Here is a 21,382-nt window from a genome sequence, read left to right on the forward strand (position 1 = left end):
GGCGCCACCGCCGACGAGGCCGAGGGCGTCGTCAACGTCCCCATCATCAGCGACGAGCAGCTGACGGCCGTCGTCGAGACCGTCCTGCGCCTGCTCGAAGAGGGCGTGACGCTCGGCGAGCTGTCGATGGAGCGCATCGCGCGCGAGGCCGGCGTCGGCAAGGCCACCGTCTACCGCCGCTGGCCCGGCAAGGAGGCGCTGATGCTCGACGTCATGCGCTCCCTGGAGCACGCCGGCCCCGAGCTCGCCGGAAAGTCCGTCCGCGACGACCTCGTGACGCTGCTGGAGACGCTGCGCCGGCGCGGCCTGGCCAAGCGCTCGTCCGCGGTCCTGCGCACGGCCCTCGCCCAGATCAAGGCCCACCCCGAGCTCTGGCAGGAGTACCACGAGAAGGTCGTCAAGGGCCGCCGCGAGGCGGTCCACGCCGTCCTGCGGCGCGGCGTGGCCGCCGGCGAGATCCGCCCCGACCTGGACGTCGAGCTGATGGGCGACCTCATCGTCAGTCCCATGCTGTCGCGGGCGATGTTCCACGAGCGGGCGGAGCTGCCGGAGGATCTCCCCGGGAAGATCGTCGACGCGGTCCTGGAGGGCGTACGTCCCCGCTGACGGCCGGGCACGGGCGCCGGACGGAGCCCGGCAACCGCCTGTACGAGCCAGGCACCCGGGAATATGCCCGTTGTGTCACAGCACGCCCCGGCACGCCCCCGGCCCGGAACCTCACTCCGCCGGGACGTCGTCCTTCCCGGTGACGCCCCCTCCAGGGGCGTCACGCCAGAAGCGGAAGCGGCGCATGCCGCACTCACCGGGTGATCACCTATCGTCTGGTGGGCGGGGCCGCAGCGGATGAAGAGTTGAGGACGACGGATGGCGCAGGCGTACATGCAGGAGACGGGCCGAGACGGAGCCGGTCCGGAGGGGACCGGATCCGGGGCCCGGCGCCTCATGGACCGGTGGCGGGACCGCGATGTCTGGCGGCGCGGCCTCATCCTCGCCGCCCTCGCGGTCCTGCTCGGCCTGCTGATGCTCCTGCACACCCAGCTGCCCAACCGGGTCGGCAACCTCGGCAGCCTGACCGAGACCTTCCTGCCCTGGCTCGGCCTGGGCATCCCCGTCCTGTTCGTCCTCGCGATCGTGCGCCGCTCGGCGACCGCACTGATCGCCCTGCTGCTCCCCGTGCTCACCTGGGTGAACCTCTTCGGGGGCCTGCTCAGCGACAAGACCGGCAAGGGCGGCAACTTCACGGTGGCCACCCACAACGTCAACGCCGAGAACCCCGACCCCGCCGCCACGGCCCGGGCCGTCGCCACCTCCGGGGCCGACGTGGTCGCCCTGGAGGAGCTCACCAACGCCTCGCGCTACGAGAGGGCGCTGGAGGGTTCGTACAAGTACCACTCCGTGCAGGGCACGGTCGGCATATGGAGCAAGTACCCCCTGGAGCTGGTCCAGCCCGTCGACATCCGGCTCGGCTGGGTGCGCGCCCTGCGCGCCACCGTCCGCACCCCCCAGGGCCCCGTCGCCGTCTACGTCGCCCACATGCCGTCGGTGCGCGTCAAGTTCAACGCGGGCTTCACCGCCGGGCAGCGCGACCGCAGCGCCGAGGCGCTCGGCCGGGCCATCGCGCAGGAGCCCGAGAAGCGCGTCGTCCTCCTCGGCGACCTCAACGGCACCATGAACGACCGCTCCCTGGCCCCCATCACCTCGCAGTTGCGCTCCGCCCAGGGCGCCGCGGGCGACGGCTTCGGCTTCAGCTGGCCGGCGAGCTTCCCCATGGCCCGGATCGACCAGATCATGGTGCGCGGCATGGACCCGGTCTCGGCGTGGACGCTGCCGGCGACGAAAAGCGACCACCTGCCGGTGGCGGCACGGGTCAAGATCTGAGCCGTACCCGGCCCGCCCGGCCGGGGAGCGGCGGCCTGCCAGGAGGCGGTCTCCCCGGCTATTTCAGGAGCCACTTCCTGGTCAGCAGCATGACCTCCTCGCGGCTGCGGCCCCCGTGGTCGGCGGCCATGAAGCGGGTGCCGATCCGCGAGGAGAAGGTGAGCAGGGCGCGGACCTCGACCTCGTCCTCGTCGGCGCAGAACGAGCGGTACAGCGAGCGCAGGTAGTCCATGCGCCGGTTGTCCACGCGCCGGAGCCGCTCGGCGACGGCCTCGTCGCGCCGGGCCCAGTCGCGGACCGCGAGCTCGGCGGCAACGCTCTGCAGCGTCCCGTCGGCGGCCGCGACGATCGCGAACAACCGCTCCAGCCTGGCCCTGCCGTCTCCCCCGCCGCTCTCGGCCCGCTCCATCACCTCGTCCGTGACCTCGCGCTCCCACGTGTCGAGCATCTCCACGAGCAGCGCGTCCCGGTTGCGGAAGTAGCCGTAGAAGCCGCCCTTGCTGACGCCGAGGGCCTGGGCCAGCAGTTCGATCCTGACGGCCTCCGGACCGCCCGCCGCGAGCGCCCGCAGCCCCTCCTCGATCCACTTTTCCCGAGGCGTGCGAATGGCGCCCATGACTGTGTCTCCCCTCACGCGACCCCCGTCTATACGGCACCGTATAGACGGGTCTACCTTGGATCCATACGGCATCGTATAGATGGGGGAACGACCATGAGGCTGCCGAGCACCGCACACACCTCCCGGCCCTGGCGGATCCACGAGATCGCCTACGACTTCCGCGTGGAGGACGTCTGGGCGCTCCCGACCCCCGGGGGCCCGGACGACTTCGCCCACCTGGTGAAGCAGGTCTCCACCGGAGAAGGGGACTACGTCGACTCCCCCGTGGGGCGCGCGCTCTTCGCGCTCCGCTGGAAGCTCGGAGCGCTCTTCGGCTGGGACAAGCCCGGCACCGGCGTCGGCGAGCGGGAGCCGGGGCTGCGGGACCGGCTGCCCGCGGACCTCCGCGAGGGCCCCCGGGGCCCCGACTTCCGCAAGTTCAGGTCCGTCTACCAGACCCACGACGAGTGGGCGGCCGAGATGTCCAACGGGACCTGCCGGGGAGTGCTGCACCTGGGCTGGGTCCCGGACGGGGCAGGGGGCTACCACGCCCGGATGGCGATCCTGGTGAAGCCGAACGGCCTGTTCGGCATCGCGTACATGGCGGGCATCAAGGCCTTCCGGTACGTGGGGGTGTATCCGGCACTGCTCCGGATGATCGGACGCGAGTGGGAGGCGAGCGCCCACGAGAGGAACGCGGCCCGTGAGGGGAGCGCGGCCCGCGAAGGCAGCGCGGGCTGAGCCGGCGGCGGACCGGCGGCGGACGGGGACCGGGCACCGCGGGACCGTCCCGTAGGCTGGAGGGCTTGCCCCGCACGCACGTCCGAAAGGCCCCCTCCTCATGCCCCTGGCCCTGCTGGCGCTCGCCGTGTCCGCCTTCGGCATAGGAACGACCGAGTTCGTGATGATGGGCCTGCTGCCCAACGTCGCCGACGACCTGGGAACCTCCGTCCCCACCGCCGGCTACCTCGTCTCCGCCTACGCCCTCGGCGTCGTCTTCGGCGCCCCGCTGCTCACGGCCCTGGGCTCGCGCGTCCCCCGCAAGCGGATGCTGATCCTGCTCATGGGCGTCTTCACGCTCGGGAACCTGGCCTCGGCGTTCGCCCCCACCTTCGGGACGCTCGTCGCGGGCCGGGTCCTGGCCGGGCTGCCGCACGGCGCCTTCTTCGGCGTGGGCTCCGTGGTCGCCGCCCGCCTCGCGGGCGAGGGACGGCAGGCCCGGGCCGTCGCCATGATGTTCCTCGGCCTGACCGTCGCCAACATCGTCGGCGTCCCCGCGGCCACGCTCCTCGGACAGCACCTCGGGTGGCGCGCGACGTTCCTCGTCGTCGCCGCGATCGGCCTCGTGGCCATGGCCGCCCTCGCCCGCCTGATCCCCGAGCTGCCCCGCGAGCAGGGCGCGGGCCTGGGCAAGGAACTGCGCGCCCTGGGCGGCCGTCAGGTGCTGCTCGGCCTGCTCACCACCGTCTTCGGCTTCGCGGGCGTCTTCGCCGTCTACAGCTACCTCTCCGCGATGGCGGTCGAGGTCACCGGCTTCTCCGAAACCTCCGTCACCTTCGTCCTGGCCCTCTTCGGCACCGGCATGACCCTCGGCGTCCTCGCGGCCGGCCCCCTCACCGACCGCGCCCTGCGCCCCACCCTCTACGGAGCCCTGGCCGGCCTCGCCGCGGTCCTCGTCGTCTTCGACTTCACGGTGCACGTGAAGTGGGCGGCCCTGGTGACGGTCGTCCTCATCGGCGCCGCCGGCTCCATGACCAGCACCCCCCTCCAGATGCTCATCATGAACAAGGCCAAGGCCGCCCCGACGCTGGCCGCCGCCTCCAACCACTCGGCGTTCAACCTCGCCAACGCGGGCGGCGCCTGGCTCGGCGGCGCCGCCATCGCGGCGGGCTGGGGCTGGACGTCCCCCACCCTCGTGGGCGCGGGCCTGGCGGCGGCGGGCCTGCTGGCCGCTGTGGTCTCGGGAGCGCTCGACCGCGACGGCGCAGAGCCGTCGAAGGTGGTCGCGTCGGGCGAGGCGGACCACGCGGGGCAGGGGAGCCGGGCGGGGCAGGCTGAGCGGACGGCGGCTCCGGACCACGTCGCGTAACAAAATCGCTCTGCCCTCGGCGAATCTGCCGGGGGCAGAGAAGGCTGTCGGGGCGTCGCCGACGGCCGGAGAGTGGAGGGACCACGCCATCACGCTCCGGCCCAAGGAGGCTCCATGCCACCGCTCGTCCTCGCCCCGCACGCCAGCGATGGGGAAACGTCCCCGACCCGCTTCGACGACCACCTCGCCTCACTGCTGCTCATGCAGCGCATCGTCTTCCTCGGCACCGAAGTCAACGAGGCCTCCGCCAACCGCGTCTGTGCGCAGCTGCTCCTCCTCTCGGCCGAAGACCCCCGTACCGACATCGCCCTGTGCATCAACAGCCCCGGCGGCTCGGTCACGGCCGGACTGGCGATCTACGACACGATGCGGCTGATCCCCAACGACGTCTCCACCCTCGCCATGGGATTCGCCGCCAGCATGGGACAGTTCCTCCTCACCGTCGGAACGCCCGGCAAGCGCTACGCCCTGCCCAACGCGCGGATCATGATGCACCAGCCGTCGGCCGGAATCGGCGGCACCGTCGCCGACATCGCCATCCAGGCCGAGAACCTCGAATTCACCAAGAAGGCCATCGAGCGCATCACCGCCGAACACACCGGCCAGTCCGAGGAGACCATCTCCCGCGACGGCGACCGCGACCGGTGGTTCACAGCCCAGCAGGCCAAGGACTACGGCATGATCGACCGCGTCGTGGAGTCCCTGGAAGACGTCCGCCCGGCCGGCACCAAGCAGCGGATCGGACTCTGACGCCATGAGCCAGTACACGATTCCCACCGTGGTCGAGCGCACCCCCAACGGCGAGCGCGCCTACGACGTCTTCAGCCGGCTGCTCTCCGAGCGCATCATCTTCCTCGGCACCGAGATCGACGACGGCGTCGCCAACGTCGTCATCGCCCAGCTCCTCCACCTCGAATCCGCCGCCCCGGAGACCGAGATCGCCCTCTACATCAACTCCCCGGGCGGATCCTTCACTTCCCTCATGGCCATCTACGACACGATGACCTTCGTCCGCGCCCCCATCTCCACGTTCTGCGTCGGCCAGGCCGCCTCCACCGCGGCCGTCCTGCTGGCCGGCGGCGACCCCGGACGGCGCTTCGTCCTCGAACACGCGCGGATCCTGCTGGGGCAGCCGGCCAGCGGGGGCCGGCAGGGCACCGTCTCGGACCTCACCCTCCAGGCCAAGGAGATGCTCCGCATCCGCTCGGAAGTCGAAGAGGTCCTCTCCCGTCACACAGGCCACGACGTCGCCTCCCTCCGCGCCGACATGGACCGCGACAAGGTCTTCACCGCGCAGGAAGCGGTGGAGTACGGCCTCGCCGACGCGGTCCTCAGCCGCCGCGTCCTGTCGGCGGCCGCGTAGCGGACGGGGGTAGGCCGGCGGCCGCGCTACGGGGGTGGGCGGCCGCCCGCCGAACCGCCGGTCAGGCGGCGAGGCGCACTTCGCCCTGACGCGGGGAGGCGCTGCGCCTCGCCGACGTCACCTGCGTACGGCTCGCCAGGCGGATGAGCTCCGCCTGCACCAGGGCGAGCAGCTCCGCCAGGCTGAGCCCGAGCGCCTTGGCCGCGGCCGCGAGCACTTCGGAGGACGCCTCCTTCAGCCCGCGCTCGACCTCGGACAGATACGGCATGGAGATCCGCCCGGCGTCGGCGACGTCCTTGAGCGTCCGCTTCTGCGCCAGCCGCTCCCGCCGCAACACCTCCCCCACGACGTTCCGCCAGAGCGGCTCCCGATCGGGCCGGAGAGGAATGACGCGCGCGGGGGCGGGGGTTACTGACTTCGAGGCTCGGCTGGTCACCCCTCCAGCGTAGAAGCGCGGGACGGGTTGGAGGCGCCCGGAACGTTCTGCCGCCCGCGAAACTGCGGGGCGGAGGCCGCACCCGACCCCCGGCCCTCAACCCGCAGCCGCGTACCCCACGAAGCGGGACCAGGACGTCGCCGGGACGGTAATCCGGGGCCCCGGGTGCTTCGAGTCCCTTATGTGCACGGCGTGGGGTACGGCGGCGACCTCAACGCAGTCTCCGGCCGTCGTGCCGCTATGGCTGGACTTACGCCATATGAGTTCGGTGCTCATAGCTCGTCGGCCAACTTTCTGATGAACCGCGCTGAATCTTCGGGGTTGAGGGCACACTGGGCGATCAAGGCGTGGCGGTGGATTAGGGAATTGACCTTCTCGGGGTTGGAATGCAGCGCGCTGCTCGTCTGCCCCTCTTCGTACGCATACCGTTCGTGATCGCGTGACTCCAGCAGAACAAACGGCCCGTTGAGCCCGGGATTGGCACCGCCGCTGGGCAGTACCTGAATGACAACGTTGCGCTGCCGCCCTACTTCCAGCAGGTGGAGGAGCTGCCGCTTGTGCGCCTCAGGACGGTCGAGAGTGTTGCGGAGTGCCGCCTCACCGATGGCGAAGGTGAACGCCTTGCTCTGTGTCGCCAGGATGGACTGTCGCGCCAGCCGCGCTTTGACCCTCTCCTCAATCGTTTCGTCGTCCACCGGAGGCCAGTTCACGTCGAACAGCCGTCGGACTGTTTCCTCGGTCTGAAGTAGGCCGGGGATGAGCAGCGGCTGGTATGAAGTGAGCGAGATGGCCTCTGCCTCGTACCGCATGAAGTCCTTGGCGTACGGCACGAACCGATCCGGCTGCAGATACTCCTGCGTAGCGATCAACTTCCCCCGGGCGCCGAACATCTGGTCCGCGGCCAGGAGGAACTCCGGCGTGGGGCGCCGTCGCCCCTGTTCCATCGACTTGACCGTCTCCTCCCCGTACCCCGCCTCACGCGCGAGCTCCTCGCGGGTGACGCCCGCTTCCGTCCGCCAGAGCTTGACCTGGTTCCCACAGAGCCGCCATGCCATCGGCGGCTGGGAGAGCACTCCATCGTTCACGGTTCGCTCCCGCCCCTTCCCGTACCTCGTCCGTATCAACGGACGCTACGGCCGGCAAGGCCCCCGCGCGCCGTCTTCGAACCCGTATCGCACGTGTGAGTGAACGGGCCGTCCTGCCCATAAGGGTGAGAATCCGCGTAACTCCCCTGTGGGCGACCGCGCCGCGCGGAGAATCCAGGCCTATGGACGCCGTACGGGTCGCACTCCTGCGGGAAGTGCTCGCCGGGACCGAGTGGTTGCAGGACACGCGCCGGTTCGCCGGGGCGCTGCGGGCGTCCGTGGCGCGGCGGCACGGGGGGTTGCTGCTGGTGGGGACGGAGGGGTACGAGCCGTGGCATCTGGCGGCGCATCTGGATGACGAGGCGGCCTGGTCGGGGTTGCCGGAGTTGTCGCCGACGCTCGTGCGGCACCGGGTGCCGCCGGGCGTGCCGGCGCACTTGTCGGTGGGGCTCGGGCGGCTGGAGGCGGCGCGGCGCGGGGAAACGCTGCTGGTGGTGACGGCGGACGAGCCGGGTGAGGGGCTGCTGGAGCGGGTGTACGACGCGCGGCGCGGCGGGGCGACGGTGTTGTCTCTGGACGGGGCTCCGGAGGAGGCGCGGTCGGAGATGTCGGCGCTCGCGCACGACCGGCTGGCCGTGCCGGCGCCGCCGGCGCCGCCCGAGTCCTGCGCGTCGACGACCACGGAGCTGGATCTGGACACGGTGCAGCATCTGGTGAGCGCGGCGGCCGGGGAGAACGGGTTGCCAGCGCCGCGGGGCGGGCGGCGGCGGTTCCGGGACCGGCTGGCGCGGCTGGCGGATCAGCTGGCGGCGCCGCCTCCGCCGCGCTGGTAGGGCCGGGGCCGCGGCCGGGGAGGCCGAAATCCGGAGGACGTCGTTCGAAAAAGCGTTTGCTCCCGATCTTCCGCTTATGGACCATGGTCTCCCGTGACTGAGCAAGACCCTCCTCCTTCCTCCCCTGCCCCCACGTCCCCGGGACGGCTCCGTGCCCTGCTGCCCGATCTGACGCCCTGGCGTTCCTCCCGTGACTTCCGCCGCATGTGGGTGGCGGGTCTGGTCACGGTCTTCGGTACGTTCCTGACCTTCATCGCGGTGCCGCTGCAGCTCAAGGAGCTGACGGGGTCGGCGCTCGCAGTCGGGGCGGTGGGTGCGGTCGAGCTGGTTCCGCTGGTGGTGTTCGGGCTGTACGGCGGGGCGCTCGCGGACGCGATGGACCGGCGGAAGCTGATCCTGTGGACGGAGGCCGGGCTGGGTGTCCTGTCCGGGCTCCTCCTGCTCAACACGCTCCTTCCGCATCCGATGATCTGGCCGCTGTACGTGGTGGCGGGTCTGGTGAGCGCGCTGAGCGGGCTGCAGCGGCCGGCGTTGCAGGCGATCGTGCCGCGGATCGTGGCGCACGAGCAGCTGCCGGCGGCGGTGGCGCTGAATTCGATCCGCTGGCAGGTCGGCGCGATCGCGGGCCCGTCGCTCGCCGGTGTGATCACGGCGTATGCGGGGCTGCAGTGGGCGTACGCGCTGGACGTGGTCTCGTACGCGGTCTCGGCGGTGCTGCTGCTCGGGCTGGCGCCCTCCCCCGCCGCGCACGAGGCGGACAAGCCGTCGTTGCGCGGGATCCTGGAGGGCGCGCGGTACGCGTGGAGCCGCAAGGAGCTGCTGGGTACGTACGCGATCGACATGGCGGCGATGCTGTTCGCCTTCCCGACCGCGATCTTCCCGTTCCTGGCCGACGACCTGGACGCGCCGTGGGCGCTGGGCCTGATGTACGCGGCGGGGGCGGTGGGCTCCCTGGTGGTGAGCCTGACCAGCGGCTGGGTGTCGCGGGTGCACCGGCACGGCCGGATGGTGGTCTACGCGGCGCTGGGCTGGGGCGCGGCGATGGCCGTCGCGGGGTGGCTGGGGAACGTGTGGCTGGTGCTGCTGTTCCTGGCGGTGGCGGGCGGCTGCGACATGGTGAGCGGCCTGTTCCGTTCGGCGATCTGGGACCAGACGATCCCGGACGCGCTGCGGGGCCGCCTGGCCGGCATCGAGATGCTGTCGTACTCGGTGGGGCCGCAGCTGGGCCAGGTGCGGGCCGGCGGCATGGCGTCCCTGGCGGGTGTCCGCACGTCGGTGTGGGCGGGCGGTCTGGCGTGCGTGGCGTCCGTGGGCCTGCTGGCGCTGTCGCTGCCGAAACTGATGGCCTACGACCAGCGGACGGACGAGCACGCGGTGCGGATGCGCGAGCAGAAGGCGGCGGAGGCGGTGGCGGAGGCCGCGTAGGCGCCGCCGGGCGCGTCCGTGGTGGTTGCTCGCCGTCGCGGCGGAGAGGGTTTCCCGGGAAGGTCCCGGCGCCCCTTCTCGGCCGCGACGGCGATCAGCCCACCACTCTGGTGACCGGCGGTGCCGGACCGTCCTCAGCCGGCCTTCGGCCCCTCGCCGGCGGCATCGTCGTTCCAGCGGGGATCGTTGCGCCACTCCTCGTTCCGCTCGCGCGCGGTCTGCATCGCGTGGGACGCCTCCCCGCGCGTGCCGTACGGGCCCAGGCGGTCCGCGGCGCGGCACTCCGGGCCCTCTTCGACCGTGCCGTGCTTCAGGCAGTAGTACCACTCGCCCGGCTTGCCTTCCGGGCGCTTCTTGAACAGGGCCATCGGGACCTCCCTCACATCCGTCGTCTCGCCCACATGGTCCCCGATGAGCCCTGGCTACACTCGCTGACATGTCTGGCCAGTCGCTTCTCACGCCGGGGACCCTGTCCCCCACCCGTCCCGTCCCCGCTTCCATCGCACGTCCCGAGTACGTCGGGAAGGACGCCCCGGCCCCGTACTCCGGTCCGGAGATCCAGGACGAGGGGACGATCGAGCGGATGCGCGTCGCGGGCCGCATCGCCGCGCAGGCGATGGAGGAGGCGGCCAAGCTGATCGCCCCGGGCGTGACCACGGACGAGCTGGACCGCGTCGCGCACGAGTACATGTGCGATCACGGCGCCTACCCCTCGACGCTGGGCTACCGCGGCTTCCCGAAGTCGCTGTGCGCCTCGGTCAACGAGGTCATCTGCCACGGCATCCCCGACTCGACGGTGCTGCGCGACGGCGACATCGTGAACCTCGACGTGACGGCGTTCATCGGCGGCGTCCACGGCGACAACAACGCCACCTACCTGTGCGGCGACGTGGACGAGGAGTCGCGCCTGCTCGTGGAGCGCACGCGGGAGGCGCTCAACCGCGCGATCAAGGCGGTCAAGCCCGGGCGCCGGATCAACGTCATCGGCCGTGTGATCGAGTCGTACGCCAAGCGCTTCGGCTACGGCGTCGTGCGCGACTTCACGGGCCACGGCATCAATTCCTCCTTCCACTCCGGCCTGATCGTCCCCCACTACGACAGCCCGCACCACGACACCCTGATCCAGCCCGGCATGACGTTCACGATCGAGCCGATGCTGACGCTCGGGACGTACGAGTACGACATGTGGGAGGACGGCTGGACGGTCGTCACGAAGGACCGGAAGCGGACGGCGCAGTTCGAGCACACGCTGGTGGTGACGGACACGGGTGCGGAGATCCTCACCCTCCCGTAACCCTGCGGGGCGGCCGTCCGGGCGCTAACGTTTTACCGACGGGGCGTCGGGAAGTCATTGACTTAGGTAAGCCTAAGTAGCGACAATGGCTCCCGACGCCACGCCCGTCCCCTCGGTCACCCGGAGGTCCGCCTTGGACGCGCCCGCCAGCACGCCGTTCTCCACGCTCATCCGTACCGCCTCGCACGAGCAGCACACGGAGGCGGAGAACTCGTCGTTCATGAGCGACATGCTCGGCGGCCGCCTCGGCGTCGACGCCTACCGCCGCTACACCGAACAGCTCTGGTTCGTCTACCGCGCCCTGGAAGCCGCCTCCCCGGGCCTCGCGGAGGACCCCGTCGCCGGGCCCTTCATCCGCCCCGAGCTGGCCCGCACCGCCGAGCTCGAGCGCGACCTGACCCACCTCGGCGGTCCCGGCTGGCGCAGCGGCCTGCAGCCGCTCCCCGCCACCGAGCAGTACGCGGCCCGCATCGAGGAGTGCGCCCGCGACTGGCCCGCGGGCTACGTCGCCCACCACTACACGCGCTACCTGGGCGATCTCTCCGGAGGCCAGATCATCCGCGGCACCGCCGAGAAGACCTGGGGCTTCGCCCGCAAGGGCGACGGCGTCCGGTTCTACGTCTTCGAGGCCATAAGCAACCCGGCCGCCTTCAAGCGCGAGTACCGCGAGCTGCTGGACGCCCTGCCGGTCGACGATCTGGAGAAGCAGCGCGTCGTCGACGAGTGCAAGCGCGCGTTCGCGCTGAACACGGCGGTGTTCCAGGCGCTGGGGCGGGAGTTCCCGCTCTCCGCCTAGCAGGAGCGCTGGTAGGCGAGGTCCGAGAAGAGGTTCTTCCAGTCCTCCCGGGGAACGCCCGACGGATCGGTCCGGCACAGCTCCGCGTAGAGGCGGTCAGTGTCGGGGTCCAGGAGGAACGTCAGCGGGCGCTTGTCGGGGCTCTTCTCGGACGTCACCGCGATGAGGGGCAGCCGGTCGGGAAAGAGCTCGACGCGCTTCGCCTCCGGCAGTGAGACGAAGTGCGGCGTGCGCCAGTCCCCGCCGGGCCCGACGTCCCAGATCCGCCAGGGTTGAGGGCCCATCAGGATCCGGCCGGGGTCCGGGGTGCGCTTGACGTCGGTGCTCTTCTCCTGGTCCAGGAGCATGGTCCGCGTCTTGCGTGGGTGCCTGAAGTCCTTCACGTCCCAGAACTGGACGCTGTTGTTCTCGTCGACGGCCGCCACGATGTCGCCGCCGATCTCCTCGTAGCCGGACACGCCGGCCGGGATCAGGCCGCCGCGCCGCGGCCGGTGGAGGTCCGAGAGGTCCCACAGCGCCACCTTCCGGCCCGGTTCCTCCGCCAGCATCAGGTTCCGGGCGGTGGAGAAGCCGATGCTCGTCCCGCTCTTCATGCCGTCGACGGCCCCTGCCCGCCGGGGGCGGCCGGGGTCTGCGATGTCCCAGAGCTGCACCTTGCCTTTGTCCTCCCGCGTGGCGATGACACGGGGCGTCAGGAACCAGATGCTCGACGAGAAGTCGCCCGTGCTGCCCTCGAACACCGACCGTCGCACGGGCGTGCGCGGCTTGCTCACGTCCCACAGCTCGATGCGGCGGTCGAACGTCCGCCCGAGGGCGAGCAGCCTGCCGTCGGGGCTGAAGCCGAGGTTCACGTCCGGAGCCTTGAAGGGGATGTCGCCGCCCGGCACCGGGTCGCCGGATCCGCTCATGTCCCACAGCCGGAAGAGGTGGTCCTTGGTGGCGGCGGTGTACCGGTGGGCCAGGAGGACGGACGTACGGGGCAGGAAGTTGCGGATCTCCCAGGGCTCGGGAACCGTGAACCTCAGCCGCGGCGCTGTCCGCCGGCGGACGTCCCACACCCGCCGGGTCTCCTCCGTGCCCTTCCCCCGCTCTTCCGTGATCATGAGGGTGCCGTCGTGGCTGATGGGGCTGGTCCCGGTGTCGACGTAGGGCAGGGCGCCGACGGCCGCCGGAGCGGGCGGCCGCAGGGGCCACAGCCGCACCGTTCCGTCCTCCCCTCCCGCGGCGACGTACGCCCCTCCGGGATCCCAGGCGACGGCCCGGGCGGCCGTGCTCACGGGCAGGTTGCTCTCGTCCGTGCCGCGGCGGGAGAGCGCGGGATCCGTGTCCTCCACGCGTCGCAGAGTCAGCACGCTCTTCGCGTACGGAGCGGTCTTCCTGCCTTGCCAGGCCAGGGTGGTGCCGTCCCCGCTGAAGCCGAGGACGGGGAGGTCCTCGAACTCCCAGTACGTGAAGGTGCCCTTGGCCGGAGCGAAGGCCTTCAGCCGCTCCCCTCCGTCGACGGTCCACCCGAACAAATCGCTCTTCCGGCTCGCGCCGACGAGCACGCCGCGCCGCGGATGGAACGCCAGCGCCGTCGCCGTCCCCGTCGTCACCGTGTCCTTCAGGACGGGCCGGGCCGCATCCCGTACGTCCCACAGCCCGACCGCGCCCGAGGCGCCGGCCCCGTCCTGCCCGCCCAGGGTGCCACTGCTCACGGCCAGCAACCGGCCCTCGTGGTGGAACGCGAGGGACACCACGTCCTGTTCGGCGACCGCCCGGTCGGTGCGCGGTTCCGGCCGGGCGGGGTCAGCGAGGTCCCAGAGCAGGAGCCGGCCCTTCCCCCGTCCTGCCAGACCCGCCGCCACCGTCCTGCCGTCCGGGCTGAACGCCAGCGAGGACACCGTTCCGCCCGGTGCTCCGCGGGCGGCGAGACGGCGCGGGCGCTGCGGGTCGGTGGTGTCCCAGACCGCGAAGCCGCTCGCCGTCTGGGCGGCCAGCAGGCGCGAGCGGGGGTGGAAGGCGACGGCCGCGCGAGAGCCGAGGTCCAGGGCGGCGGCCTTCCGCGGGGCGGTGGGGCGGCTGAGGTCCCACAGCTGCACGCGGCCGCCGGGCCGGCTCGTCACCAGCACCCGGCCGTCCCCGCTGTACGCCATGTGCAGCACCGGCCCGTCCGTGCCCTTGAGGTCGACCGGCACCCGGGACATCTGCGTGGCGAACAGGCTCGACCGGCTCTCCGGGGTGCTCGCCAGGCGGTAGGCCGCGAGGCTCAGCCTGCGGGCCGCCAGGGGGTCGCGCTCGCGCAGGACGTCGGCCTTGGCCGCCAGTTGCCGGGCGAGCAGCACCGACTCCCGGTCCTCGGCACGGTGCTGCGCGCCCCGTGCCAGGACGGCGAGCGTGGACGCGAGGACCGCGAGGACGACGACGATCGCCAGGCCCGCCCGTTGCACGGTCTTGCGGCGCCGCTGGGCGCGTCCGCTCGCCGCCAGGAAGTCCTGCTCCACCGGGCGCAGCGACGGGAAGCCGGGGCCGTCGTCTGCGGTGACCGCGCGGGCCGCCGCCAGGTGCCTGCCCGCGTACAGGCCGCTGGGCGGGCGCCCGGCCTCCGCCCAGGCGTCGGCGGCGTCGCCCAGCCTGCGCCGCACCAGCAGCCCGCCGAGGTCGGCGTTGATCCAGTCGCGCAGCCGGGGCCAGCCGGAGAGGAGGGAGTCGTGGCAGAGCTGGGCCTGGTCGTCGTCGACGACGACGAGGCGGGCGTCGGCGAGGCGGCCGAGCAGCTCCGCGTGGGGGCCGAGCTCGTCGATGCGGACCCGCCGCCGTACCGCCCGGCCGTCGCCGTCCACCAGCCGCACCATCCGCAGCAGCAGGTCCTTCAGGGCGCAGCGGCCGTCGGCGTCGAGGGAGTCGTGGATGCGCTCGGCGGCGGTGCCGACGGACGTGCGGATGCCGCCCGTGGCCTGGTAGCCGGCGAAGGTGAGGCGGTCGCCGTGGCGGCGGGCCCAGGTCTCCTGCAGGGCGTGGGCGAGGAAGGGCAGGGCGATGGCCCCGCCCGCGCCGGCGTGTTCGTCCTTCAGCTCGCGCAGCAGGTGGTCGGCCAGACCGTCCTCCAGGCGCAGTCCGGCGTACGCGGCGGGTCCTTCGACCGCGGACCGCACCTCGTCGTCGGCCATCGCGGGGACGGTGAACTGCCCGTTCCGCACGAGCCGGGCGAGCCTCGGGTCGCGCAGGCAGTGGCCGAAGTAGTCGGCGCGCAGGCCGAGGACGATGCGGGGGCCGGGTGAGGCTCCGGCGCCGGTGAGGGCGCGGATGAACAACTCGCGTTCTTCCGCGTCCTCGCAGTGGGTGAAGAGCTCTTCGAACTGGTCGACGATCAGGACGCCGGGGAGTTTCCTGCCGTCCGGCGGGCCGCCGAACCGCCCGGCGCCCAGGTCCCGTTCGACTTCGCCGAACGGGCGGCCCGTGGCGTCCGCCCAACTCGTCGTGAGCGTGCGGAACGGGCGGGTGCCGGGTGCGGGGACGAGCAGGACGGGGCGGCGTCCCGTAGCGTCCAGGGCCGCGCCGAGGCCCGCCCGCAGGAGCGAGGACTTGCCGACGCCGGAGGGGCCCACGAGGACGACGGGGCCCGCGGGTCCGTCGTCGGTGACGCGGTCGAGCAGGGCGCGGGTGAGCTTCTCGCGCCCGAAGAACAGGTGGTGCTGCTCGGGCAGGAAGGGGCGCATCCCGGGGTACGGGCACGGGCCGCCGGACCGCGGCGGCTCCGGGCCGGGCCCGGCTGCGGGGGCGTAGCGGGGGTTGGGGGCGACGGCCAGGTCGCCGATGCGGCCCACGCTGTCGGAGTGCGGCCGGGCGGGCGCGCCCTGGAGGCGCCGGTCGAGCTGGCGGTAGAGGTCGGCGAGGGTGAACCACTTCGGGCCGCCCGCGTCGCCCTCCCGCAGCAGGCGCAGCAGCTCGCCGCTGAAGAGGGTGTGTTCCTCGCCCTCCGGGGCGAACGCGGCGGCGTAGTGGGTGGCGGAGGCGAGGAGGAAGCTGCCGTCCGGGCGGGCCGAGACGTACGGGTCGCGGCGCGGCCCCTGCTGGACGGCTTCCGCGAGTCCGGAGAAGCAGCAGTCGAGGATCACCACGGGCCGGGCGGAGGACGCGCTGAGCAGGTTCCTGATCTCGGCGTACGGGACGGCGTGGGCGGTGCTGTGCGCCGACGTGCCGGCCGAGGTGGCGAGGTAGAGCTGCTCGGCCGGGCCGAGGAGGCCGTGGCCGACGAAGCAGAAGAGGACGACGCCGCCCTCCGCGCGTTCGGTGACGGCCTCCACGGCGGCCAGGACGTCCGACGGCCCGGCAGGGTCCGTGATCAGGGTGACGCGGTCGCCGCGGTCGTCCGCCATGCCGCAGGCCGAACGGAGCGCCTCGGCGAGGGCGGTGGCGGAGCGGGCGGCGCTCGGCAGGCCGACGAGACGGGCGCCGGCGGGGTGCCGGCCCGTACCGACGACGAGGGCGTGGCAGTCGGGGCCGGTCAGATCTCTGCCGGGGCCTTCGTCCACAGGGGTCAGGCCCTGCTCGCCGGATCCGGCTGCGCCGTGCCGGTCGCAGCGGTGCCGGTCGCAGCGGTGCCGGGGTCGCGTGGTTCAAGGGCCTCGGCCAGGCGCCGGGCCACTTCGCCGCTGTCCCCGGCGCTCAGGTCGCGCACCCGCTCGGACGTCACGGTGATCTGCGTGCCGTCGGGGCGCGTGATCGTGACCGTCTGATTGCCGCGGCGGTTCTGCAGCCAGGCGACGACCGCGGCCCCCAGGGCGGCCGTCGCGCCGCCGGGCGCCAGCAGGAGGGTGAGGAGCTCGGACGCCGCGCCCATGGTGCCGGGCTCGGGCTCGGCAGCGGGCTCCTGCCGGATGAGCGCCCGCAGCTCCGGGTGGCGTTGCAGCCACCGGCGGAGGTCGTGCACCGCGCCGCCGCCGGGGCCCGTGCCCCGGCTGCTGACCGTCAGCGTTACGTTCACTGCGCTCTCACTGCCCCTTCGTGCACCTCATGGGACTACCGGGGCGTCCGAGGCTAGCACTGCAACCGTCCGCCGTAGAACGGGAGTTCCGTCACACCGGTGCACCGCGGCGGCGCCCCCTGCCGGGGCCTTGGAGGCAGGGGACGCCGGTACGGGGGCGGGCCGGTCAGGCCCGCTGCGCCGCGCCGCGCCGCCGGGCGGCGAACACGGCCCCGCCACCCGCGAGCACGAGGGCGCCCGCGGCGCCGAGGAGGGGGGCGGTGGGGGTGTTGGCACCGGTGCTGGCGAGGGAGGCGGTGCCGGGGCTGCCGCCGCCCGTGGTGCTACCGGTACCGCCGGTCGTCCCCGCGCCGCCCGTGGTGGAGCCGCCACCGGTGGTGGAACCGCCCGTGCCGGACGTCGAGCCGCTGCCCGAGCCGCTCTTGTCGTCCTGATCCGATCCGCTGCCGGCCGGGGCGCCCGGCAGCTTGGCGTCCTTGTCGAGGGCGGCGGCCACGGTTACGGGGTCGAGGGCGGACCCCTTCTTGAAGTTGGGGTACTGGTGGTCGCCGCGGGCGAACGCCTTCGCACCCTCCTCGGTCAGCTTCGTCTTCGCGGCCGACAGCGTCACGACGCCGTCCTTGGCCTTGAGGGCACCGGCAGGCACCGTCAGCTCCGCGATCGGACGACCCTTGACATCGGCATTGCCCTTGTTGCTGACATCAGCGAGAAGGGTTCCGGTGGTGCCGGAGACCTTGATCTCGGGGTTGCTGATCTTGATGTCCAGTGCGCCGTCGTGACCTGTGAAGCGGACCTGCCCCTTGAAAGCGGCATTCAGCGTAGAGGTGGCGGCGTCGAACTTCCCCTTGGCCTCGCCCGTCGAGAAGCGGAATCCGGCGCCCGTCTTCACCGCACCGTCGGAGACTTCGATCTTCCCCTTGGCCGTGGGCCCGGTGATGTAGTCACGGAAGAACTTCTGCAGGCCCCAGTCGAGGTTGGCCTTTTGGAGGGTGCCGTCGGGCTGCTTGGTACCGGAACCCGACGTGTCCCCGGCCGTACCACCGGAAGTCTGCCCGGTCGTACCGGCGGACGTCCCTGCCGTCGTACCGGTGGTGGCGCCTCCGGTCGTCGACGCGCCGCCCGTACCGCCCGCGCTGCCGCCCGTACTACCGGAGTTGCCTCCGGCCCCCTGACCGCCGGTCGACTGCTCCGGGGCCTTCGTGGCCGTGGCCGAAAGAGTCACCGGCGCTATGGTGTCGCCCTTGTGGAAGCCCGCCGACGGCTTCTTGTCCCGCGCGAAGGCGTCTTCGCCGTCCTGCGTGACCGTCGCGGAGACCTCCTTGTAGGTCAGCGCGCCGCCGTCCTTGCCGAGCCGCGGCTTCTCCCCCAGGTCCAGCTCCGCCAGCGTGACGTCCTGCCGGGTGTCACCCTTGATCGTCACATCGGCGACGAGACTGCCCTTCTTTCCGCCGTCCTTGGCGTCCGACGTGACCTTGAGGTCGGAGAGCTTGATGTCGAGCAGCCACTGGCCGCCCTTCTGGTGCGCGAGGAAGTGGACGCTGCCCTTGAACGTGGTGGTGAGGACGTTCTTGTCCGCGTCGTACGAGCCCTCGCCGTCGACGAACGTGAAGGGGCCGTTGTCCTTGGCCTGCTTAGCGCCCTCGGCGACCTCGATCTTCCCGTAGTCGGGTATGTAGCTGCGGAAGACGTCCTGCACCCCCCACTCGAGCGTGCCGTTCTTGAGCTGGAACGGCGAGGGCCCGCCGGTCTTCGGAGCGTCGGCCGCGTACGCGGGCATGGCCAAGGCCACAGAGCCGAGCACGGTCGCCGTGGCGAGCGCAGCGAGCGCCCCGTGGCGGCGGGAGGTGACGGTCATCGTCGGTTGTCTCCTTAGCTAGAGCAAAAGAAAGGGGCGCGCCCGCGACCGGCGCGGAGTCGGGAAGTCTTCAGCCGGCCGACCGCCGGCGGCGGCGCAGGGCGAGGAGTACCGCTGCGGCCACCACGACGACACCCGCGGCGCCTGCGGCCACCGGAAGCACCGGGAAGGACGAGGAGGATGAGGCCTCGGTTGCACTTTTTGCGGACACCTTACGTCCGGAATCGGCCTCTTGACTGCCCGTCGGGGACGGGGCCGGTGCCTTGCCCAGGTCCGGCAGTGCCGGAATCTTCGCCTCCGCGCCGAGGGGGACGGCGAGGGAGACGGGGTCCATCTCCGCGCCCTCCTGGTACATGCCGCCGAAGGCCTTCGCGCCGTCGGCGGTGAGCTTGGCAGGGGCCTCGGTGACGGCGGCGAGACCGTCCTTCTCCTTGAGACCGGAGGTGTCGAAGGTGACGAGCGGAACGTTTTTCTGCGGGCTTCCGCTCCCGTCGGCGACGTCCGCGGTGAGCGTTCCCTTGCCGTCCCTGGCCGTTACCGTGACCGCGCCGAGGGTCAGGTCGAGGTGGTTGCCGGTGAAGCGGACGGTGCCGGTGAAGGCGGCGTCGAGGGTGTGCGCCGCCTCGTCGTACGTGCCCTTGCCGGCCGGGAAACGGAAGAGCGCTCCGCCGTCCTGGGCGCCGTCGCTCAGCTTCCAGGAGCCCTGGGCGATGGAGCCGGTGACGTATTCGCGGAAGGTGCGGCGGACGCCCCAGTCGACGGCCGCGCCGGTGAACCCGCCCTTGGGGGCGTCCTTCTTCTCCGGTTCCGGCGAGGACGGCGCGCCGGAGGACGGGGCACCGGAGGAAGGCGCTCCGCTCGGTGCGCCGTTCGCCGCGGCCACGACGTCCGCCGACAGCGCGACCGGGTCCAGCGCCGTGCCCGCCGCGTAGTAGCCCGCGAAGGCCTTCGCGCCCTCGGAGGTGAGCGTCGCGGGGACGTCGGCCAGCGTGACGGCCGTCGTCGCACCGCGCATGTTCACGCCCTTCAAGTCGAGCGCGGCCAGCGGCACCTGTGACGCCTGCGTGACCTCGCCCGTGCCCTTGGCCTTGCCGGTCATGTCGGCGTAGAGCGTGCCGCTGCCGTCCTTGATGCGGACGGTGGGGCGGCTGATGGTGAGGTCGAGTTCGTAGGAGCCGTCGGGCTTCTTGTGGCCCGTGAAGTGCACCCCGCCCGAGAAGCCGGCCTCGAAGGCCCCGCTGCCCGCGTCGTAGCCGCCCTTGGCGGAGTGGAAGCGGAACCGGCCGCCGTCGACGGTGGCGGCGCCGCCCTGCAGGTCCCAGCGGCCCTGGGCGATCGGGCCGGTGACGTAGTTCTGGAAGGAGGACTTGACGCTCCAGTCCAGGCGGCCGCCGGCGACCGTCCGTGCCGCACCGTCCGCGTGCGCGACCGCGCCCGGCGAGACCCCGGGGACCTCTCCCGTCAGCACCACCGTCATCGCCGCCGTCATCGCCGCCGTGAGCAGGGCGGCGACGGGTGCGCGGGCAGGTCTGAGCGGCGGCAGCATCGGAATGCCCCTTTCGGGCGGGATGGCAGGCATCGCCCTATGGCGACTTAGGTAAGGCTAACCTAAGCTACATCCCATCAGGTCGGAACCCCCGGCCGGAGCGAAAGGCAGACAGAACCGTGCTTCAACGGCAGTCGGCGGGCCCCGTGATATCTACCCCTCGCCGCACCGGCATACGCGCCGCACTGCTCACTTGGCTCACTTTGGCCGTCCTCGTTCTCACCGGCTGCGGCTCATCGGGGAGTTCAAGCAGCTCAGGCGCCTCCACGGCGGCGGGCAAGGCACCCACCGCCGACCGTATCGAGCCACTCGCGAGTACGCCGAAGCCCCAACTGCCCGCCACCGTACGGTCCGCGGACGGCCATGACGTCACCGTCCGCAGCGCGGAGCGGATCGTTCCGCTCACGGGGGCGCTGTCCGAGATCGTCTTCAGCCTCGGCCTCGGCGGGCAGGTCGTCGCCCGCGACGTGACCGCCACCTTCGAGCAGGCGGCGAAGCTGCCCGTGGTCACGCGCGCCCACGACGTCTCCGCCGAGAGCGTCCTCTCCCTCAAGCCCACGCTCGTCCTGGCGGAGACCACGACCGGGCCCGCCGAGGCCGTCGGCCAGATCCGCGCCGCCGGGGTGCCGCTCGTCGTCCTCGACCCGGCCAAGAAGCTCGCCGACGTCGGCCCGCGCATCGGCAAGGTGGCCGCCGCCCTCGGCGTCCCCGCCGCCGGGGACGAGCTCGACCGCCGCACGCAGCAGCGGCTGGAGAAGGCCGCCGACGCCATTCCGCAGAGCGCCGGCGGCGGGAAGAAGCCGCGCGTCGCCTTCCTCTACCTGCGCGGCTCGGCCTCCGTCTACCTCCTCGGCGGGGCCGGGTCCGGCGCGGACTCGCTCATCGAGGCCGCGGGCGCCGTCGACGCGGGCAAGGAGTCCGGCCTGAAGAAGGACTTCACGCCCATCACCAGCGAGGCCCTCGCCAAGGCCGCGCCCGACGTCATCCTCGTGATGAGCAAGGGCCTCGCGTCCGTCGGCGGCGTGGACGGGCTGGTGAAGATCCCGGGCGTCGGGCAGACGCCGGCCGGGCTGGACCGCCGCGTCGCCTCCGTGGACGACGGCGTGCTGCTGAACTTCGGCCCCCGCACCGACACCGTCCTGGCCTCCCTCATCGAGCAGATCCACGCCGGGAAGTGACGTGAGCCTCCTCAGAACCACGCCCCCCGCCCCCGTGGCC

20 protein-coding genes are annotated in these 21,382 nt (G+C 72.3%); 11 read left to right on the top strand and 9 right to left on the bottom strand.

Going from position 1 to position 21,382, the window contains the following annotated elements:
• Positions 1-42: 42 nt before the first annotated feature.
• Positions 43-606, top strand: coding sequence for a TetR/AcrR family transcriptional regulator (locus tag ACSNOG_RS24300; RefSeq protein WP_436754846.1), 564 nt, complete (start codon positions 43-45; stop codon positions 604-606).
• A 336-nt stretch (positions 607-942) separates the two neighbouring features.
• Positions 943-1,878 carry an endonuclease/exonuclease/phosphatase family protein gene (locus ACSNOG_RS24305; protein ID WP_436754847.1) on the top strand — a complete coding sequence of 312 codons (936 nt, stop codon included), beginning with the start codon at positions 943-945 and terminating at the stop codon, positions 1,876-1,878.
• A gap of 58 nt (positions 1,879-1,936) precedes the next feature.
• On the opposite strand, the gene ACSNOG_RS24310 is transcribed toward ACSNOG_RS24305, so the two are convergent.
• Positions 1,937-2,494, bottom strand: a complete 558-nt coding sequence (locus tag ACSNOG_RS24310) for a TetR family transcriptional regulator (RefSeq protein ID WP_436754829.1) — start codon at positions 2,492-2,494, stop codon at positions 1,937-1,939.
• Positions 2,495-2,590: 96 nt separating this feature from the next.
• On the opposite strand from ACSNOG_RS24310, the gene ACSNOG_RS24315 reads away from it, so the two are divergent.
• From ACSNOG_RS24315 to ACSNOG_RS24330, 4 genes are all read left to right on the top strand, one after another.
• Positions 2,591-3,217: a DUF2867 domain-containing protein gene (locus ACSNOG_RS24315; RefSeq protein WP_436754830.1), complete on the top strand. Its 627-nt coding sequence runs from the start codon at positions 2,591-2,593 to the stop codon at positions 3,215-3,217.
• 100 nt (positions 3,218-3,317) lie between these two features.
• The gene (locus ACSNOG_RS24320) at positions 3,318-4,565 is read left to right on the top strand and encodes an MFS transporter (RefSeq protein ID WP_436754831.1); all 1,248 of its coding nucleotides are present in this window, start codon (positions 3,318-3,320) and stop codon (positions 4,563-4,565) included.
• 114 nt (positions 4,566-4,679) lie between these two features.
• The gene (locus ACSNOG_RS24325) at positions 4,680-5,315 is read left to right on the top strand and encodes a ClpP family protease (RefSeq protein WP_436754832.1); all 636 of its coding nucleotides are present in this window, start codon (positions 4,680-4,682) and stop codon (positions 5,313-5,315) included.
• Between the two features lie 4 nt (positions 5,316-5,319).
• Entirely contained in the window at positions 5,320-5,928 is a 609-nt protein-coding gene (locus ACSNOG_RS24330; RefSeq protein WP_436754833.1) for a ClpP family protease, read from the top strand.
• A gap of 61 nt (positions 5,929-5,989) precedes the next feature.
• Here the strand turns inward: ACSNOG_RS24330 and ACSNOG_RS24335 are convergent, their stop codons facing one another.
• The 3 genes from ACSNOG_RS24335 to ACSNOG_RS24345 form a co-directional block, all read right to left on the bottom strand.
• Complete coding sequence (locus ACSNOG_RS24335; RefSeq protein WP_436754834.1) at positions 5,990-6,364, bottom strand: helix-turn-helix domain-containing protein; 375 nt, start codon at positions 6,362-6,364, stop codon at positions 5,990-5,992.
• A gap of 96 nt (positions 6,365-6,460) precedes the next feature.
• Complete coding sequence (locus tag ACSNOG_RS24340; RefSeq protein WP_436754835.1) at positions 6,461-6,640, bottom strand: DUF397 domain-containing protein; 180 nt, start codon at positions 6,638-6,640, stop codon at positions 6,461-6,463.
• Positions 6,637-7,449, bottom strand: coding sequence for a helix-turn-helix domain-containing protein (locus ACSNOG_RS24345; RefSeq protein WP_436754836.1), 813 nt, complete (start codon positions 7,447-7,449; stop codon positions 6,637-6,639). Before ACSNOG_RS24345 ends, ACSNOG_RS24340 begins: the two co-directional genes overlap by 4 nt.
• 182 nt (positions 7,450-7,631) lie before the next feature.
• Between ACSNOG_RS24345 and ACSNOG_RS24350 the strand changes: the two genes are divergently transcribed.
• Together ACSNOG_RS24350 and ACSNOG_RS24355 are read left to right on the top strand one after the other, a co-directional pair.
• Positions 7,632-8,282, top strand: a complete 651-nt coding sequence (locus tag ACSNOG_RS24350; protein ID WP_436754837.1) for a hypothetical protein — start codon at positions 7,632-7,634, stop codon at positions 8,280-8,282.
• A 93-nt stretch (positions 8,283-8,375) separates the two neighbouring features.
• On the top strand, positions 8,376-9,707 hold the full coding sequence (locus tag ACSNOG_RS24355; RefSeq protein ID WP_436754838.1) for an MFS transporter: 1,332 nt from the start codon (positions 8,376-8,378) through the stop codon (positions 9,705-9,707).
• 134 nt (positions 9,708-9,841) lie between these two features.
• On the opposite strand, the gene ACSNOG_RS24360 is transcribed toward ACSNOG_RS24355, so the two are convergent.
• Positions 9,842-10,075: a hypothetical protein gene (locus ACSNOG_RS24360; RefSeq protein ID WP_436754839.1), complete on the bottom strand. Its 234-nt coding sequence runs from the start codon at positions 10,073-10,075 to the stop codon at positions 9,842-9,844.
• 68 nt (positions 10,076-10,143) lie between these two features.
• Between ACSNOG_RS24360 and map the strand changes: the two genes are divergently transcribed.
• A complete protein-coding gene (map, locus tag ACSNOG_RS24365) occupies positions 10,144-11,001 on the top strand; it encodes a type I methionyl aminopeptidase (RefSeq protein ID WP_436754840.1) in 858 nt (285 codons plus the stop codon).
• Between the two features lie 85 nt (positions 11,002-11,086).
• Positions 11,087-11,797, top strand: coding sequence for a heme oxygenase (biliverdin-producing) (locus ACSNOG_RS24370; RefSeq protein WP_436754841.1), 711 nt, complete (start codon positions 11,087-11,089; stop codon positions 11,795-11,797).
• Here the strand turns inward: ACSNOG_RS24370 and ACSNOG_RS24375 are convergent.
• The 4 genes from ACSNOG_RS24375 to ACSNOG_RS24390 form a co-directional block, all read right to left on the bottom strand.
• Positions 11,794-16,311 (bottom strand): caspase, EACC1-associated type, encoded by a 4,518-nt coding sequence (locus ACSNOG_RS24375; RefSeq protein WP_436754842.1) that lies wholly within the window; start codon positions 16,309-16,311, stop codon positions 11,794-11,796. The genes ACSNOG_RS24370 and ACSNOG_RS24375 overlap by 4 nt on opposite strands.
• 5 nt (positions 16,312-16,316) lie before the next feature.
• Positions 16,317-16,763 (bottom strand): effector-associated constant component EACC1, encoded by a 447-nt coding sequence (locus tag ACSNOG_RS24380; RefSeq protein WP_436754843.1) that lies wholly within the window; start codon positions 16,761-16,763, stop codon positions 16,317-16,319.
• A gap of 166 nt (positions 16,764-16,929) precedes the next feature.
• A complete protein-coding gene (locus tag ACSNOG_RS24385; protein WP_436754844.1) occupies positions 16,930-18,618 on the bottom strand; it encodes an HtaA domain-containing protein in 1,689 nt (562 codons plus the stop codon).
• Between the two features lie 70 nt (positions 18,619-18,688).
• On the bottom strand, positions 18,689-20,164 hold the full coding sequence (locus ACSNOG_RS24390) for an HtaA domain-containing protein (protein ID WP_436754845.1): 1,476 nt from the start codon (positions 20,162-20,164) through the stop codon (positions 18,689-18,691).
• A 173-nt stretch (positions 20,165-20,337) separates the two neighbouring features.
• On the opposite strand from ACSNOG_RS24390, the gene ACSNOG_RS24395 reads away from it, so the two are divergent.
• Positions 20,338-21,342, top strand: a complete 1,005-nt coding sequence (locus ACSNOG_RS24395; RefSeq protein ID WP_436754848.1) for a heme/hemin ABC transporter substrate-binding protein — start codon at positions 20,338-20,340, stop codon at positions 21,340-21,342.
• The last annotated feature ends 40 nt before the right edge of the window (positions 21,343-21,382 follow it).

Source organism: Streptomyces sp. URMC 124 (assembly GCF_051386455.1).
Classification (GTDB): Bacteria; Actinomycetota; Actinomycetes; order Streptomycetales; family Streptomycetaceae; genus Streptomyces.

What these genes read in the sequence shown, in the direction of transcription:
- ACSNOG_RS24305 (WP_436754847.1), top strand. Translation starts at nt 943, where the DNA reads ATGGACCGGTGGCGGGACCGCGATGTCTGGCGGCGCGGCCTCATCCTC.
- ACSNOG_RS24310 (WP_436754829.1), bottom strand. Translation starts at nt 2,494, where the DNA reads ATGGGCGCCATTCGCACGCCTCGGGAAAAGTGGATCGAGGAGGGGCTG.
- ACSNOG_RS24315 (WP_436754830.1), top strand. Translation starts at nt 2,591, where the DNA reads ATGAGGCTGCCGAGCACCGCACACACCTCCCGGCCCTGGCGGATCCAC.
- ACSNOG_RS24320 (WP_436754831.1), top strand. Translation starts at nt 3,318, where the DNA reads ATGCCCCTGGCCCTGCTGGCGCTCGCCGTGTCCGCCTTCGGCATAGGA.
- ACSNOG_RS24325 (WP_436754832.1), top strand. Translation starts at nt 4,680, where the DNA reads ATGCCACCGCTCGTCCTCGCCCCGCACGCCAGCGATGGGGAAACGTCC.
- ACSNOG_RS24330 (WP_436754833.1), top strand. Translation starts at nt 5,320, where the DNA reads ATGAGCCAGTACACGATTCCCACCGTGGTCGAGCGCACCCCCAACGGC.
- ACSNOG_RS24340 (WP_436754835.1), bottom strand. Translation starts at nt 6,640, where the DNA reads ATGAGCACCGAACTCATATGGCGTAAGTCCAGCCATAGCGGCACGACG.
- ACSNOG_RS24350 (WP_436754837.1), top strand. Translation starts at nt 7,632, where the DNA reads ATGGACGCCGTACGGGTCGCACTCCTGCGGGAAGTGCTCGCCGGGACC.
- ACSNOG_RS24360 (WP_436754839.1), bottom strand. Translation starts at nt 10,075, where the DNA reads ATGGCCCTGTTCAAGAAGCGCCCGGAAGGCAAGCCGGGCGAGTGGTAC.
- map (WP_436754840.1), top strand. Translation starts at nt 10,144, where the DNA reads ATGTCTGGCCAGTCGCTTCTCACGCCGGGGACCCTGTCCCCCACCCGT.
- ACSNOG_RS24370 (WP_436754841.1), top strand. Translation starts at nt 11,087, where the DNA reads ATGGCTCCCGACGCCACGCCCGTCCCCTCGGTCACCCGGAGGTCCGCC.
- ACSNOG_RS24385 (WP_436754844.1), bottom strand. Translation starts at nt 18,618, where the DNA reads ATGACCGTCACCTCCCGCCGCCACGGGGCGCTCGCTGCGCTCGCCACG.
- ACSNOG_RS24390 (WP_436754845.1), bottom strand. Translation starts at nt 20,164, where the DNA reads ATGCTGCCGCCGCTCAGACCTGCCCGCGCACCCGTCGCCGCCCTGCTC.